Source organism: Serratia sp. EC4 (assembly GCF_059652115.1).
Map to the genome: position 1 here is coordinate 378,362 of NZ_JBNIDE010000001.1, position 13,157 is coordinate 391,518.

At 59.5% G+C, this 13,157-nt stretch carries 13 protein-coding genes; 10 read left to right on the forward strand and 3 right to left on the reverse strand.

Features of this window, described 5'->3' with window-relative positions:
- Window positions 1-6 precede the first annotated feature (6 nt).
- Complete coding sequence (pntA, locus tag ACP39K_RS01710; RefSeq protein ID WP_028128335.1) at window positions 7-1,536, reverse strand: Re/Si-specific NAD(P)(+) transhydrogenase subunit alpha; 1,530 nt, start codon at window positions 1,534-1,536, stop codon at window positions 7-9.
- Between the two features lie 537 nt (window positions 1,537-2,073).
- On the opposite strand from pntA, the gene ydgH reads away from it, so the two are divergent.
- From ydgH to ACP39K_RS01725, 3 genes are all read left to right on the forward strand, one after another.
- The gene (gene ydgH / locus ACP39K_RS01715; protein ID WP_004938291.1) at window positions 2,074-3,024 is read left to right on the forward strand and encodes a DUF1471 family protein YdgH; all 951 of its coding nucleotides are present in this window, start codon (window positions 2,074-2,076) and stop codon (window positions 3,022-3,024) included.
- A 244-nt stretch (window positions 3,025-3,268) separates the two neighbouring features.
- Window positions 3,269-4,660, forward strand: coding sequence for an amino acid permease (locus ACP39K_RS01720; protein WP_033640180.1), 1,392 nt, complete (start codon window positions 3,269-3,271; stop codon window positions 4,658-4,660).
- A gap of 215 nt (window positions 4,661-4,875) precedes the next feature.
- A complete protein-coding gene (locus tag ACP39K_RS01725) occupies window positions 4,876-5,361 on the forward strand; it encodes a DUF2753 family protein (RefSeq protein WP_497008261.1) in 486 nt (161 codons plus the stop codon).
- A gap of 168 nt (window positions 5,362-5,529) precedes the next feature.
- Here ACP39K_RS01725 and ACP39K_RS01730 read toward each other — a convergent pair whose 3' ends face one another.
- The gene (locus tag ACP39K_RS01730; protein WP_161544781.1) at window positions 5,530-5,940 is read right to left on the reverse strand and encodes a hypothetical protein; all 411 of its coding nucleotides are present in this window, start codon (window positions 5,938-5,940) and stop codon (window positions 5,530-5,532) included.
- Between the two features lie 184 nt (window positions 5,941-6,124).
- On the opposite strand from ACP39K_RS01730, the gene folM reads away from it, so the two are divergent.
- The 4 genes from folM (at window position 6,125) to ACP39K_RS01750 (ending at window position 10,483) form a co-directional block, all read left to right on the forward strand.
- A complete protein-coding gene (gene folM, locus ACP39K_RS01735) occupies window positions 6,125-6,847 on the forward strand; it encodes a dihydromonapterin reductase (RefSeq protein WP_016927586.1) in 723 nt (240 codons plus the stop codon).
- Between the two features lie 75 nt (window positions 6,848-6,922).
- Window positions 6,923-7,648 carry a two-component system response regulator RstA gene (rstA, locus tag ACP39K_RS01740; RefSeq protein WP_048795003.1) on the forward strand — a complete coding sequence of 242 codons (726 nt, stop codon included), beginning with the start codon at window positions 6,923-6,925 and terminating at the stop codon, window positions 7,646-7,648.
- Window positions 7,645-8,949 carry a two-component system sensor histidine kinase RstB gene (gene rstB / locus ACP39K_RS01745; RefSeq protein WP_033640178.1) on the forward strand — a complete coding sequence of 435 codons (1,305 nt, stop codon included), beginning with the start codon at window positions 7,645-7,647 and terminating at the stop codon, window positions 8,947-8,949. The genes rstA and rstB overlap by 4 nt, the downstream gene beginning before the upstream one ends.
- 34 nt (window positions 8,950-8,983) lie before the next feature.
- Entirely contained in the window at window positions 8,984-10,483 is a 1,500-nt protein-coding gene (locus ACP39K_RS01750) for a carboxypeptidase M32 (protein ID WP_033640176.1), read from the forward strand.
- 168 nt (window positions 10,484-10,651) lie between these two features.
- Here ACP39K_RS01750 and ACP39K_RS01755 read toward each other — a convergent pair whose 3' ends face one another.
- A complete protein-coding gene (locus ACP39K_RS01755; protein ID WP_049299368.1) occupies window positions 10,652-11,557 on the reverse strand; it encodes an alpha/beta fold hydrolase in 906 nt (301 codons plus the stop codon).
- Window positions 11,558-11,741: 184 nt separating this feature from the next.
- Between ACP39K_RS01755 and asr the strand changes: the two genes are divergently transcribed.
- The 3 genes from asr (at window position 11,742) to ACP39K_RS01770 (ending at window position 13,124) form a co-directional block, all read left to right on the forward strand.
- Window positions 11,742-12,017, forward strand: a complete 276-nt coding sequence (gene asr, locus ACP39K_RS01760) for an acid resistance repetitive basic protein Asr (protein ID WP_033640174.1) — start codon at window positions 11,742-11,744, stop codon at window positions 12,015-12,017.
- Window positions 12,018-12,052: 35 nt separating this feature from the next.
- Window positions 12,053-12,184: a small membrane protein YdgU gene (gene ydgU, locus ACP39K_RS01765; RefSeq protein ID WP_016927581.1), complete on the forward strand. Its 132-nt coding sequence runs from the start codon at window positions 12,053-12,055 to the stop codon at window positions 12,182-12,184.
- Window positions 12,185-12,311: 127 nt separating this feature from the next.
- A complete protein-coding gene (locus ACP39K_RS01770; RefSeq protein ID WP_016927580.1) occupies window positions 12,312-13,124 on the forward strand; it encodes a trypsin-like serine peptidase in 813 nt (270 codons plus the stop codon).
- Window positions 13,125-13,157: the final 33 nt, after the last annotated feature.

Here is a 13,157-nt window from a genome sequence, read left to right on the forward strand (position 1 = left end):
TACCCCTTAGTTCTTGCGGAACATCTTCAGCATGCGCTGAGTGACGGTGAATCCACCAAAAATGTTGATGCTGGCGATCAGCACGGCGATAAAGGAGAGGAAACTCACCCAGCCGCCATGACCGATCTGCAGCAGCGCACCGACCACGATAATCCCTGAGATCGCGTTGGTGACCGACATCAACGGGGTATGCAGCGCATGGCTGACGTTCCAGACCACGTAGTAACCGACCACGCAGGCCAGCGCGAACACGGTAAAGTGCGACAGGAACTCTTTCGGCGCCGCGTCCGCCAGCCAGCCGAATAGCAGGATCGCCAGAGCCATCAGGCCATACTTCAGCCACGGCGAGGTCGGTTTGGCTTCGGGTTTGGCGGCCGGTGCGGCGGCGGGCGCCGCTTTCGGCTGGGCGGAGACCTGGATCGGCGGCGCCGGCCAGGTGATTTCACCGCTGCGCACCACGGTAACGCCGCGGATCACCGTATCGTCGAAATCGATATCAATCTCGCCGTTTTTCTCTTTCGACAGCAGCTTCAACAGGTTGACCAGGTTGGTGCCGTACAGCTGCGAAGATTGGGTCGGCAAGCGGCTCGGCAGATCGGTATAGCCGATGATTTTCACGCCGTTGTCGGTCACGGTAATGGTGTCGGCCACGGTCAGTTCGCAGTTGCCGCCGGTTTGCGCCGCCAGATCGACGATCACGCTGCCCGGCTTCATCGACGCCACCATCTCTTTGGTAATGAGCTTCGGCGCCGGTTTGCCCGGGATCAGCGCGGTGGTGACGATGATATCGACCTCCGCCGCCTGTGCGGCGAACAGCGCCATCTCGGCCTTGATAAAGGCTTCGGACATCACTTTGGCGTAGCCGTCGCCGCTGCCCGCTTCCTCTTCAAAATCCAGCTCGAGGAATTCCGCGCCCATGCTCTGCACCTGCTCTTTCACCTCCGGGCGGGTGTCGAAGGCGCGCACGATGGCGCCGAGGCTGCCCGCAGCGCCGATCGCCGCCAGGCCGGCCACGCCGGCGCCGATGATCATCACTTTGGCCGGCGGCACTTTGCCGGCGGCGGTGATCTGGCCGGTGAAGAAGCGGCCGAACTCATGCGCCGCTTCGACGATCGCGCGGTAGCCGGCGATGTTGGCCATCGAGCTCAGCGCGTCCATCGACTGGGCGCGCGAGATGCGCGGCACCGAGTCCATCGCCAGCGCGGTGACGTTGCGCGCCGCCAGCTTGGCCATCAATTCGGGGTTTTGCGCCGGCCAGATAAAGCTGACCAGCGTGCTGCCTTCGCGCATCAAGGCGATCTCGTCGTCTTGCGGCGCGTTGACTTTCAGGATCAGATCCGACTGCCACACTTCGTTTTCGTCGACCAGCGCCGCGCCGGCGGCTTCGTAGGCGACGTCCTCAAAACTGGCCAGTTTGCCCGCCCCGCGTTCAATCGCGACGGTAAAACCCAGCTTCAGCAGTTGTTCCACCGTTTTCGGCGTGGCTGCGACCCGGGCTTCATTGGCCAACCGCTCTCTTGGTACACCAATACGCATAATGTTCCCTTCTCACCTGTCTTGGATGATGTTTATTATTTTCCTGCCCATAGCACGGCGCCGCCGGCGGGCGAAGCGTTAACTTGCCCGCACTGATTTCAGACGCCAACTATAACCTACTGAAAATAAGGTCGATGATCCATAATTGCTTACGCATTCAGCCCTGTTTTTACATAAAAACGCCGCGCGTGATATGACAAATCGCAATTTACTGTGAAAAAATCCATACAGAACAGCGCATTCTGCGTGGCAAGAGGTTTACGCCCGGCGTAACGATTGATGGCCACGTGCGGCGTAAAAGCATAAAAGTTATCATTTTGTGAATAATTAACATTAATGACACCCAAGCCGTTATTATGGAAACTTATGATGATGGCGCCATCCGTGCGACCCGCGTCACCGTCACCGATTTGTCGCACGGGATAACATAAAATGCTGAGACAGTTTTCAGAATTACATGTAATAATCGACGGCTGAATTACACTTAAACAGTTCAGTACGTTATAAACGTTAATGCGCTAGGCGAAAGGATTTTTTATGAAGCTGAAGACCACGATCATCGCGTCAGCCTTGTTATCACTCACAGCGCTGTCTGCTCATGCGGCGCAAGAGTTAACTCCTGAGAAAGCAGCGGCGCTGAAGCCGTTTGATCGCATCACGATTACCGGCCGCTTCAATGCCATCAATGAAGCCGTCGACGCCGTATCCCGCCGTGCAGACAAACTGGGTGCCGATTCCTTCTATATCCAGGACAGCAACAACAGCAACAACGGCGGCAACTGGCGCGTCACCGCAGACCTTTATCATAAAGATGCGCCAGAAGTGAGCAAAACACCAAAATACCGCGTATTTAACGGCGTGAATGAACTGCCTAAAGAGGAAGCCTACCTGCTGGAGCCTTACGATACCGTGAGCGTCAGCGGCTTCTACCGCAGCCAGCCGGACATCAACGACGCCATCTCCAAAGAAGCGAAGAAAAAAGGCGCTGCATCCTTCTTCATCGTGCGCCAGGTTGACGCCAACTCCGGCGGCAACCAGTTCGTCACCGCCTATATCTATAAGGCCGATGCGCCGAAACGCCGCGTGCAGAGCCCGGACGCCATTCCGGCCGATTCTGACGCCGGCCGCGCCGCGCTGGCCGCCGGCGGCGCCGCAGCCGCGAAAGTCGAAATCCCTGGCGTCGCATCCTCCGGTTCGCCAAGCCGCGAAGTGGGCCGTTTCTTCGAAACCCAGTCCTCTACCGGCCAACGCTATACCGTCACGCTGCCTAACGGCACCAAGATCCAGGAAGTGAACAACGTGACCGCCGCGCAGATGGTGCCGTTCGATTCCGTCACCTTCACCGGCCACTTCAACAGCATGACCGATGTCTCCACCGAAGTGGCGAAACGCGCGGCTGAGAAAGGCGCCAAGTACTACCACGTCACCCGCCAGTGGCAGAACAAGAGCGGCGGCAACCTGACCGTCAGCGCCGATCTGTTCAAATAAAACCCGTTTTTAGGTTTACCATCGGGCAGCCCTTGAGCTGCCCGTTTTTATTGCCGCTTTTTCCATCGCGCGTTGAATAGTTTTTTGTAAATTCCGCATATTCAATCATTGCATCTCTAATCATCCCTCCGTAGAATTTGCGCCAATTTTTAGGGCTATTGTCTATTCGCGCAGTGGTTGTTAATACATTGTTGCAGCCAAGCAGTTCCCTTCCAGTTGTTTATTCTGCGTTCAGGATCCGTCATTGGAAAAAAAACTCGGTCTTACCGCGCTAACCGCTTTGGTGCTCAGCTCGATGCTGGGCGCCGGCGTGTTCAGTCTGCCGCAAAACATGGCGCAGGTCGCCAGCCCCGCCGCGCTGCTGCTGGGTTGGGGGATCACCGGCGTCGGCATTCTGTTTTTAGCATTCGCCATGCTGTTGCTTACGCGTTTGCGTCCGGATCTGGACGGCGGCATCTTCACCTACGCCAAAGAAGGATTCGGCGAACTGGTGGGCTTCTGCTCCGCCTGGGGTTACTGGCTGTGCGCCGTGATCGCCAACGTCTCGTATCTGGTGATCGTGTTCGCGGCGCTGAGCATTTTCACCGATCGCGGCGGCAACGTTATCCTCGGTGACGGCAATACCTGGCAGGCGCTGATCGCCGAATCCGCCCTGCTGTGGATCGTGCACGCGCTGGTGCTGCGCGGCGTGCAAACCGCCGCCAGCATCAATCTGGCGGCCACCCTCGCCAAGCTGTTGCCGCTGGGAATGTTCGCCGTTCTGGCGGCGATCGCCTTTAAAATGGACGTGTTCACACTGGATTTCAACGGCGTCGCCCTCGGTAAACCGGTGTGGGAACAGGTCAAGGACACCATGCTGATCACCCTATGGGTGTTTATCGGCGTGGAGGGCGCGGTGGTGGTTTCCGCTCGCGCCCGCAATAAGAAAGACGTGGGCCGCGCCACTATGCTGGCGGTGCTGTCGGCGCTGGCGGTGTATCTGATGGTCACGCTGCTGTCGCTGGGCGTGGTGCCGCGCAGCGAACTGGCCGAGATGCGCAATCCGTCGATGGCGGTGCTGATGGTAGAACTGATCGGCCCGTGGGGAGACGTGCTCATCGCCGCCGGCCTGATCGTTTCCGTGTGCGGCGCCTACCTGAGCTGGACCATCATGGCGGCGGAAGTGCCGCTGCTGGCCGCGCAGCACGGCGCGTTTCCGCGCGTGTTCGGCAAGCAGAACCGCCATCACGCCCCGTCCTCTTCGCTGTGGCTGACCAACATCGCGGTGCAGCTGGCGCTGGTGCTGATCTGGCTGACCGGCAGCAACTACAACTCGCTGTTGACCATCGCTTCGGAAATGATCCTGGTGCCTTACTTCCTGGTCGGCGCATTTCTGTTCAAGGTGGCTTACCGCCGCCGCGACAAACGCCTGATCTTCGCCGCCACCGGCGCCTGCGTCTATGGCCTGTGGCTGCTGTATGCTTCCGGGCTGATGCACCTGCTGATGTCGGTGCTGCTGTATGCGCCAGGGCTGTTGGTGTTCATGTATGCCCGCCGCGGCCATCGGGATATCAATCTGCTCAATCGCCTGGAAAAAAGCAGCATCTTCTTGCTGCTGGTGGCCACGCTGCCTGCCGGCTGGTTTATGTTGCACTAAAATCGCCTGCCCATGCGGCTGCCCGTCAGCCGCATTTCGTTTCCTCGCCCTTCCTCTTACCCCGCTCCCCGTTATTGATCCGTCAGTGGCTCCGCTTGCGATTTCAAATGCAATTAATTATCATTATCATCCAAGCATTAACGGTAAGACACGAGTGCCCCCGCCGAGAGGCGTCAGGAGGCGGGTTTGGACAGGCTGAAAATGGAAGGCATTTCATGGCTGAAAAACTGCTGCACGCATTACCCTTGTTTGCCGCTTGGGAAGCACTGATCGCCAAGGGCAACACGGCATTCAATCAGCGGCGCGATCGCCTGGCGATGATGCACTATCAGCAGGCGCTGGGCGTCGCTCAGGCGATCATCGCCGAGAAACCCTGGCTGAATGTGGAATATGCCGCCAGAGTTAACGCACTGAATATTTTCGAGTCTGCCCTGGCCGCGTTGATCGTCACATTCAACAACATTACTCATCTGCGCCTGCGGCAAACGCCCCTCCGCGGCATTGAGCCGCATGTGCATCAGGCTCGGCTCGCCATCGAACAGGTGATGGACGATACCTCGCTGTGCGAACAAATGCAGCAGGCCGCCGAGCGGCACCTGCTGCGCTTTAGAATAGAAACGCTGCAGGTGCTGCGCGAACATCGGCTGCCGGAAACCGGTATCTGCGCGCCTGCTGGCAACCATTCCGCCACCGTGCATTAAAAACGACACAACGCCCTGAGGAGGGTAATCCGCCAATGAATGAATTGAATGATGGGATGAAGGTTAGACGCCGACCGTGACGCGGCGCGAAATTTCACATTCATGGTTAGGCCATCGCGGTAAGTCAATTGCCTAACCATGAACGGGCGGCCGGGTCGATACACCCGGTCAGCTTTTAGGGGGAATGGTGATGGACATGCGCTCACCCACCAGGGCGATCGCAATGCCTTCCTCGCACTCTTTTTGAATGGCCGCCAGCTGTTGCGCTTCCAGCGCATAGGGCAACTGAATATCAAACACCGTCAGGCCCTGCTGCTGCGCCAGGTCAATCAGGCGCACGATATTGGTTTCATCGCTGACCTGTGTCGACACCACTTGCAGCGCCAGCTCTTTCAACTGCTCTTTGCGCGTTTGTGACGTGGTCACGCGCGATTTCAACACCATGCCGAAGATCGGCATCACACCATAAATAGCATCAACAAAGCGCCAGTGCTTCCTGCACGATGCGGACAGAAAATCCATATAGTCAAAACAGATTTTCTCACTGCGCGCGATGGATGCAAGGTGATTGCTGTTCATCCCCTCATTCCTCTCATGGCCAGTGTTAACCCGTGGTCTTTCAAGCCGCCGCCGGGCGGCAACCTGAAACGCATTGGGGATCTTACATCCAGAAATGGATAATCATGCGAAGCTTTAACGACTTTCCGCCGTATGATGGCATAATTCCCCTATTGTTTGCCAGTCTGTCCAGGAGCTTTAATCAATGGAACACCCCAACTCTGCCCCGGTGCTGATTACCGGCGGCGCGCGGCGCATCGGGCTGGCGCTCGCCAGAGCGTTTCTCCAGCGCGGCGTTCCCGTCATCATTGCCTATCGCAGCGAATATCCGGCGATGACCGAGTTGAAAGCCTTGGGCGCCAGTTGCATTCAGGGCGATTTTTCCACGCACGAAGGCATCTACCGTTTCGCCGACCAGGTGCGGCAGGTGGCGCCCAAATTGCGCGCAGTGATCCACAACGCCAGCGCCTGGCAGGCCGAGTCGGCGGAAGTGCCGCCGGAGCAAGTGATGGCGGCGATGCTGCAAATTCACGTCTATACGCCCTATTTGCTCAACCAACTGCTCGAATCTTGCCTGACCGGCCAGGGCCAGGCAGGCGCGGACATTATCCATCTGACCGACTACGTGGTGGAAAAAGGCAGCGACAAACATATCGCCTACGCCGCCAGCAAGGCCGCGCTGGACAATATGACCCGCTCGTTCGCCCGCAAGCTGGCGCCGGAGGTGAAGGTCAACGCCATCGCGCCGGCGCTGATCATCTTCAATCCGGGCGACGATGAAGCCTACCGCCAACAAGCGCTGGCGAAATCGCTGATGAAGGTCGCGCCGGGCGAAAGCGAAGTGGTCAATCTGGTGAACTACCTGCTGGAGAGCCGTTACGTGACCGGCCGCACCCACGGCGTCGACGGCGGGCGGCCGCTGCGCTGAGGCAAAGATCCGCATGGCGCTTCGCTGTGGGCCGCGCTATGCTGAAATCCGCTTTTCTTATTAAAACACGGGCATATGCATAAAATTGTTTTTGTGGAAGACGATCCTGAAGTCGGCAAACTGATCGCCGCCTATCTGGGCAAACACGACATCGAGGTGCTGATCGAACCGCGCGGCGACAGCGCGCAGGCGCGCATCGAGCGCGAGCAACCCGATTTGGTGCTGCTGGACATCATGCTGCCCGGCAAAGACGGCATGACGCTGTGCCGCGATCTGCGCCCTACCTTCCCCGGCCCGATCGTGCTGCTCACCTCGCTCGACAGCGACATGAACCATATTCTGTCGCTGGAGATGGGCGCCAACGACTATATCCTGAAAACCACGCCGCCGGCGGTGTTGCTGGCCCGCCTGCGTTTGCACCTGCGCCAACACAACCAGCAGCCAAAAGAAGAGTCGGTTCAGCCGCTCACCCAGCATAACGCGCTGCATTTTGGGCTATTGTGCATCGATCCGGTCAACCGGCAGGTCACGCTGGGCGAAGAGACGATCACCCTGTCCACCTCGGATTTCGATTTGTTGTGGGAACTGGCGACCCACGCCGGGCAGATCATGGATCGCGAAGCGTTGCTGCAAAACCTGCGCGGCGTGAGCTACGACGGTATGGACCGCAGTATCGACGTGGCGATCTCCCGCCTGCGCCGCAAGCTGTACGACAACGCGCTGGAGCCGTTCCGCATCAAGACCGTGCGCAATAAAGGTTATCTGTTCGCCCCTAATGCCTGGGCATCGGTGCAACAATGAGAAAACTTTTCGTCCAGTTCTTCCTGTTGCTGTTCGTCTGTTTTCTGGTGATGGCGATGCTGGTTGGCCTGGTGTACAAGGTGACCGCCGAGCGCGCCGGCCGCCAGTCGATGGACGATCTGATGAAAAGTTCGCTGTACCTGATGCGCAGCGAGCTGCGCGAAATCCCGCTGAAGGACTGGAACAAGACCATCGCCACGCTGGATCTCAACCTGTCGTTCAAACTGCATATCGAACCGCTCGGCAAACAGGAGCTGAGCGAGGATCTGAAAAAACGGCTGCGGCTGGGGGAAATCATCGCCCTCGACGATCAGTACACCTTTATGCAGCGCATTCCGCGCAGCCACTACGTGTTGGTGGTCGGCCCCATTCCTTATCTGTTCTATCTGCACCAGATGCGCCTGCTGGATCTGGTATTGCTGGTGTTTATCGGCATGTCGCTGGCGCTGCCGGTGTTTCTGTGGATGCGGCCGCACTGGCAAGATCTGCTGAAGCTGGAAAACGCCGCCCAGCGACTCGGCGCCGGGCACCTGGATGAACGCACCCACTTCGATCCCACCTCCAGCCTGAGCCGGCTCGGCGTGGCGTTCAACCAGATGGCCGACAGCGTCAACACCCTGATCGCCAGCAAGAAACAGCTGATCGACGGCATCGCGCACGAGCTGCGCACGCCGCTGGTGCGCCTGCGTTACCGGCTCGAAATGAGCGATAACCTGTCCGAAAGCGAGCAGCAGGCGTTGAACCGCGATATCGGCCAGCTGGAGTCGCTGATCGACGAGCTGCTGACCTATGCCCGTTTGGATCGCCCGCAGGTTGCGTTAAACATTGAACCCATCGATCTGCCAAAATGGCTTGAGGACAAGGTCGATGATATCCGTCTTATTCATCAGGAACGCGACATCCAGCTCGATATCCCGCACGTCGGCGACTTCGGCGGCGTCGATCTGCGCCTGATGGAGCGCGTGCTCGACAACCTGGTCAACAACGCGCTGCGCTATTCCGAACAGCGTCTGCGCGTCGGCCTGTGGTTTGACGGCGACCTCGCCTGCTTGCAGGTCGAGGATGACGGGCCGGGCATCCCGCCGGAAGAGCGCGAGCGGGTGTTTGAACCTTTCGTCCGTCTCGACCCCAGCCGCGATCGCGCTACCGGCGGCTGCGGGTTGGGCCTGGCCATCGTCCATTCCATCGCCGTCGCCTACCAGGGGCAGGTGTTCGTCGAAGGCAGTTCGCTCGGCGGCGCCAGTTTCCGTTTCTGCTGGCCGGTAAAGCCGACATTCAGTTTAAAAGCCGATCTGGCGTAATGCCGCCAGACCTTCTCATTGGAGCCGAATAATAATGACATCTGCACATTCCAACACGTCTGCTTACGATCACCTGCGCGCCCTGTTCAGCCGGTTGTCGCGTTTCGGCCACCTGTCCGCCATCGCCGGTTGGGACATGCAAACCATGATGCCGCCGGGCGGCAGCAAGGCACGTTCCGAGGCGCTGGCTGAGCTGAGCGTGCTGCAGCACCAGATTTTAACGGCGGAAAGCACCGGCGCGCTGTTGGATCGCGCGCAGCAAGAGACGCTGGACGAGATCGACCGCGCCAACCTGCGCGAAATGCGCCGCCAGTATGAAGACGCCGTGCTGCTGCCGGCCTCGCTGGTCGAAGCCAAGTCGCTGGCCGGCGCGCGCTGCGAACACGCCTGGCGCGCCCAACGCCCGGCCAACGACTGGGACGGCTTCGCCGAGAATCTGCGCGAGGTGGTCAAGCTCAGTCGGGAAGAGGCGCAGATCCGCGCGCAGGCGGCCGGCACCAGCCGTTACGACGCCCTGCTTAACCTGTATGAACCGGGCATGCGCAGCAGCGATCTCGACCGCATCTTCGGCGATCTGAAAACCTGGCTGCCGGATCTGTTGCAACGCGTGGTGGCCAAACAGGCTAATGAGCCCTGCCAGGCGCCACAAGGTCCATTCAATGTGGACACCCAGCGTCAGCTGAGCCTGAGCGTGATGAAACTGCTCGGTTTCAACTTCGACAACGGCCGCGTCGACGTCAGCGCCCACCCGTTCTGCGGCGGCGTGCCGGAAGATGTACGCATCACCACGCGTTACAACGAGAAAGAGTTTTTGACCGCGCTGCTCGGCATCGTGCACGAGACCGGCCACGCCCGCTACGAGCAAAACCTGCCGCGCGATCTGCTCGGCCAGCCGGTCGCCCTGGCCCGTTCCACCGCTATCCACGAATCGCAGAGCCTGCTGTTCGAAATGCAGCTGGCGCGCGGCAATGAATTCCTGAAAATATTGCGTCCGTTAGTCACCGCACAGTTTGGCGAACAGCCGGCGCTGGAAGAAGCCAACTTCATTCGCCTCAACCAGCGCGTTAAACCGGGCCTGATCCGCGTCGACGCCGACGAGGTGAGCTATCCTGCTCACGTCATCCTGCGCTACGAAATTGAAAAAGCGCTGATCGAAGGCGATATCGAAGTGGAAGACATTCCGGCGCTGTGGAATGAGAAGATGAGTGCTTACCTCGGCCTCGACACCATCGGCAACTACCGCAATGGCTGCATGCAGGATATTCACTGGACCGACGGCGCCTTCGGCTACTTCCCGACTTACACCCTCGGCGCGATGTACGCCGCGCAGCTGTTCCACAGCGTGCGCCAGGCCCTGCCTTCGCTGAGCGAAGATATCGCCGCCGGCAACCTGCAGCCGCTGTTCCACTGGTTGCAGCACAACATCTGGCGCCACGGCAGCCGTTTCCCGACCGAGACGCTGATCGTCAATGCGACCGGCGAAGCGCTCAACCCACGCTACTTCCGCCAGCATTTGGAAAACCGCTACCTGTAATCTCTCCTGGCGCGGCCCCAGCCGCGCCCTTTTTCCGTCTGCATGACCGGATAATGTTTCATAGCGCACGTTCCCTGCCGACAACGCCTTGGCCGCAGAGTGGCGGGTGGCTACTCATCATTAGTATGTTGTAACTAAAATGGCAAAAAACGCCGGCGTCCCGGCTTCTCATCCCAGCGCATGACGGGCGATCATCGCCGCCAGCTGCGGCCTCAACGGCGCAGGCAGGTCATGCCCCATGCCCGGCATAATATGCAATTTGGCGTTGACGACAGCCCGAGCGATCGCCACCCCGCCGGCCTTGCGCACCAGCCGATCGCGATCGCCGTGAATGACCAGCGTCGGCGCGGCTATGCGCCGGCTGTAGCGACGCAGATCGCCGCTGCCGAGCAACGCGGAAAGTTGCCGCTGCACGCCTTCGGGATCCACGCCCCGCTTCAATAGCCGATTCACCAATGCATCCAGTTCCGCCTCCTCCGGCGGGTAAAACCGGGTACCGAGCGCGCGCAGGAAGGCCTTCATTCCCTCGTGGCGCTGCTGCAGCGTCAAATCGGCCGCCGGCCGGCGCGCCAACAGCCACAACAGCGAAGGCGCCGGCGGTGGCAACAGCGGCTGATTGGTGCTGGAGAACAAGATGCATAACGAGGCGACGCGCTGCGGGTATTCGGCGGCCAGCACCTGGGCGATCATCCCTCCCATCGAAGCGCCCAGTACGTGAGCCTGCGGGATGCGTAAATGATCGAGCAGATGCGCCGCGTCTGTCGCCATGTCCGCCAGGGTATAAGGCACCGGCGTTTGCCAGCCGAGCTGAGCGCGCAGCATCAGCAGCCACAACGGCTGCGTGCGCTGCGCCTGCGTTTTGCCGGAAAGGCCGACGTCGCGGTTGTCATAACGGATCACCCGAAATCCCTGGGCCACCAGGGCGCGGCAGAAGTCGTCAGGCCACAACAGAAGCTGCGCGCCGATGCCCATGATGAGCAGCAGCGGCGGGTGCGCCTCATCGCCCCAGTCCTCATAGGCCAGCGGCACCTCGCCCTGTTCGGTCACGCCACAACGAATCACTATCTCGTTCATTTTAAATCTCTTTTACCGTGCCTGGCGGTCATTATAGCAGCAATCCCCTCGCCGCCGCCGCCCTGTACATTAGGTTACATGCCGAAACCAATCACTCACGGAAAGCCGGGCGCCGTTTGCCTACTATCATTTCAACGGCCCCGCAGTGGGGTTGATACCCAAAAGTCATGTTGAGGATTCTACGATGAAAAAAGTATTAGCTCTGGTTGTTGCCGCTGCAATGGGTCTGTCTTCCGTGGCTTTCGCTGCCGAGGCTGCCACCACCGCACCTGCGGCTACCGCAACCACCGCCACCGCTGCGCCGGCTAAAGCTCAGGTGAAACACCACGGCAAAAAAGCACCGGTACAGAAAGCGCAGGCGGCTAAGAAGCATCACAAAAAAGCCGCGAAGAAATCCCCGGCTCAAAAGGCACAGGCGGCTAAAAAGCACCACAAGAAAGCCAGCCACAAAAAAGCGTAATGACGTGAGGGTCCCCTCACCGCTTCAGGCTTGACGTGTACGACACCCGGTTCGCCGGGTGTTTTTTCATCGGGGGGTTCTCATTGATGCTGCGCCGCTACCTGTTCGAGATCGTTCTGACCGCCCTGATCCTTTGCGGACTGATCGCCGTCTTTTTTTACCTGTAGCCTGCCGCGTTGCCGGCGGGAAATTATTGAAAAATCAATTATTGCCCATCCACATGGCTGCTAAATCAGTCTATAGTTAGCATTCAGTGTGTTTATGGATGATCCGTATTTGTCAGGCAAGAGATCTATGCGCATATCCGTTTTACTGTTGCTGTGCTCACTCCCGCTTATCGCTGCTCAGGCGGCACGCGCCGACGGCCCGTCCAAGGCCGAGCAAACGCGTCTGTTTTTCGGCAAAGATGAACGAATCAAGGTCACGGATACCGCCGCCCAGCCGTGGCAAGCCATCGGCCAGGTCGAAACCGCCAGCGGCAATCTGTGTACCGCCACGCTGATCTCTCCGCACCTGGCGTTGACCGCCGGCCATTGCGTTCTGGCGCCGCCCGGGCAACTGGATAAAGCCATCGCCCTGCGCTTCGTGGCGGGCGATAAATCCTGGCGGTATCAAACCGGCGATATCGAGACCCTGGTCGACAGCAAGCTGGGCAAAAAGCTGAAGCCGGACGGTGATGGCTGGATCGTCCCGCCCGCGGCGGCCGCTTATGACTTTGCGCTGATCCGTCTGAAAGACAAAAAGCCGCTGCCGATCGCGCCGTTGCCGCTGTGGCAAGGCGACAGCAAGGCGTTGACCCAGGCCCTAAAACAGGCCAAGCGGCTAATAACTCAGGCGGGTTACCCGGAAGACCACCTGGATGACCTCTACAGCCACCAAAACTGCAAGGTCACCGGCTGGGCCCAGCAAGGCGTACTGTCGCACCAATGTGATACCCTGCCCGGCGACAGCGGCTCACCGCTGCTGTTGAAAACCGCCGACGGCTGGCAGCTGATCGCCATCCAAAGCTCGGCGCCGGCGGCGAAAGATCGCTATCGCGCCGATAACCGCGCCCTGGCAGTGCCCGGCATCCGCGAAGCGCTGGACGCCCTGGCGGCAGGCAAATAATCCTCTCACAACGGCGCATTATGCGCCGTTGTG

Coding starts and splice junctions, on each gene's coding strand:
- pntA (WP_028128335.1), bottom strand. CDS start 1,536: ATGCGTATTGGTGTACCAAGAGAGCGGTTGGCCAATGAAGCCCGGGTC.
- ydgH (WP_004938291.1), top strand. CDS start 2,074: ATGAAGCTGAAGACCACGATCATCGCGTCAGCCTTGTTATCACTCACA.
- ACP39K_RS01725 (WP_497008261.1), top strand. CDS start 4,876: ATGGCTGAAAAACTGCTGCACGCATTACCCTTGTTTGCCGCTTGGGAA.
- ACP39K_RS01730 (WP_161544781.1), bottom strand. CDS start 5,940: ATGAACAGCAATCACCTTGCATCCATCGCGCGCAGTGAGAAAATCTGT.
- folM (WP_016927586.1), top strand. CDS start 6,125: ATGGAACACCCCAACTCTGCCCCGGTGCTGATTACCGGCGGCGCGCGG.
- rstA (WP_048795003.1), top strand. CDS start 6,923: ATGCATAAAATTGTTTTTGTGGAAGACGATCCTGAAGTCGGCAAACTG.
- rstB (WP_033640178.1), top strand. CDS start 7,645: ATGAGAAAACTTTTCGTCCAGTTCTTCCTGTTGCTGTTCGTCTGTTTT.
- ACP39K_RS01750 (WP_033640176.1), top strand. CDS start 8,984: ATGACATCTGCACATTCCAACACGTCTGCTTACGATCACCTGCGCGCC.
- ACP39K_RS01755 (WP_049299368.1), bottom strand. CDS start 11,557: ATGAACGAGATAGTGATTCGTTGTGGCGTGACCGAACAGGGCGAGGTG.
- asr (WP_033640174.1), top strand. CDS start 11,742: ATGAAAAAAGTATTAGCTCTGGTTGTTGCCGCTGCAATGGGTCTGTCT.
- ACP39K_RS01770 (WP_016927580.1), top strand. CDS start 12,312: ATGCGCATATCCGTTTTACTGTTGCTGTGCTCACTCCCGCTTATCGCT.